Raw genomic sequence first — 1911 nt, forward strand, 5'->3', positions numbered from 1 at the left:
TACCGGGTGCACAACTCGCTGTTCTACTGCGTCGCGAACATGCCGGGCGCGGTGCCGCACACCTCGACGTACGCGCTCACCAACGTGACGCTGCCGTACGCCGTCGAGCTGGCGAACCTGGGCTGGCGGGAAGCGATGAAGCAGGACCACAGCCTCGCGCTCGGCCTGAACACCCACGACGGGCACGTCACCTACGGCCCGGTCGCGGACGCGCACGACCTGGACCAGCTGAAGCTCGACGAGGTGCTGGTCTGAGCGGGGAGATCTCCCGGGCGGTCAGCTCGTACCTCGACCACCTGACGGTCGAACGGGGGCTGGCCGCCAACACTCTGGCGTCGTACCGGCGGGACCTGCGCCGGTACGACGGATATCTGGCCGCGGCTGGTGTCGACGCGCTCGGCCGGATCTCCGAGGCGGTGGTGAGCGACTTCCTGATGCGCCTTCGTGAGGGGGACGCGGATCACCCGCCTCTGACCGCGTCGAGTGCCGGACGCACGGTGGTCGCCGTTCGTGGGTTCCACAAGTTCTGCCTGCGCGAGGGGTTGACCGCTGTCGATCCCGCGAACGCGGTGAAACCTCCAGCGCCGCCCCAGCGGTTGCCGAAGGCCCTCTCCGTCGACGAGGTGACCAGGATCCTGGCCGCCGCGGCAGGCGCCGAGGCCGAGCCCGCAGTACTGGCGACTCGTGATGCCGCGTTGCTGGAGTTCCTCTACGGCACCGGCGCGCGGATCTCGGAGGCGGTCGGGCTCGACGTTGACGAGGTGGACCTGGAGACCGGCACGGTTCTCCTCCGCGGCAAGGGCAGCAAGGAACGCGTCGTACCGGTGGGCTCCTACGCCCGCGACGCGCTCTCGGCGTACCAGGTCCGCGGCCGGCCGGACCTAGTGGGCCGGGGGCGCGGTACGCCGGCGCTGTTCCTCAACGCCCGCGGCGGCCGGTTGTCCCGCCAAAGCGCCTGGACCGTACTGCGACGAGCCGCCGAGCGCGCGGGGATCGCCAAGGAGATCAGCCCGCACACGCTCCGCCACTCGTTCGCCACCCACCTCCTGGACGGCGGCGCGGACGTCCGCGTGGTCCAGGAACTCCTCGGTCACGCCTCCGTCACCACGACGCAGGTCTACACCCTCGTCACCGTCGACAAACTCCGCGAGGTGTACGCCACCAGCCACCCGCGCGCGTTGTCCGGGTAACGCGGACCGCCGACACTCACCAACGGCGTTCTCTCCGGGCAGCCGAGCGTGGATCCGCGTCGAGGCGGGCGGTTTCGCGGGGTTGGTGAGTGTCGGGCGTCCGCGGGTCGGCGCATGCGGTTCATCGACGATGTGCAATCATGCGGTCACGGTTGGTCACTCTGGCGGGGTGATCGGCCTTGTCCGGAACGCTGACCGCAAACCACCCGACCCTGCTGCGGAGTGGCTGGTTGAGAGTGCTTGAATGCACGCTTACAGTCGCTGGGATCGCCCGTATCGGTTGAGAGGTTTGACGAGTCATGAACGAGTCGACATTCCCGGGCACCCAGCACCTGTCGTCGTCGGCGGAACCGATGTCGCCGACCTCTGAGCCGGCGCCCGCCACGCCCGCCACGCCACCGCCGGCCCCCGCGCCGACGAGGGCCGTCACCCCACCCAGCAACTATGCGGAGATGCCCCGGCCGACGGCCAAGCTGACCGCGGAGGACATGGCGCCTGTGAATGACCCGCACGGCCCGAGGCACAAGATCGGACCGACCGGCCGGCCGCTTCCCGACCTGCCGGAGGTGAAGCCACCGACCCGGCGCGGGCCTGCCCAGGTGATCGCCATGTGCAACCAGAAGGGTGGCGTCGGCAAGACCACGACGACCATCAACCTGGGCGCCGCGATCGCGGAGACCGGCCGCAAGGTGCTGCTGATCGACTTCGACCCGCAGGGGTC

At 69.9% G+C, this 1911-nt stretch carries 2 protein-coding genes and 1 pseudogene; all 3 read left to right on the forward strand.

Annotation, left to right across the window (positions count from 1 at the left end):
• A pseudogene (locus VGD70_RS10365) lies at nucleotides 1-255 on the forward strand (alanine dehydrogenase); the annotation flags it as partial.
• An 8-nt stretch (nucleotides 256-263) separates the two neighbouring features.
• Nucleotides 264-1190, forward strand: coding sequence for a site-specific tyrosine recombinase XerD (xerD, locus tag VGD70_RS10370; RefSeq protein WP_414637933.1), 927 nt, complete (start codon nucleotides 264-266; stop codon nucleotides 1188-1190).
• Nucleotides 1191-1489: 299 nt separating this feature from the next.
• Nucleotides 1490-1911: AAA family ATPase (locus tag VGD70_RS10375; RefSeq protein WP_331080518.1), on the forward strand; the 422-nt coding region annotated here is incomplete at its 3' end.

Source organism: Actinophytocola sp. (genome assembly GCF_036402745.1).
In the GTDB taxonomy this organism is placed as follows: Bacteria; Actinomycetota; Actinomycetes; order Mycobacteriales; family Pseudonocardiaceae; genus Actinophytocola.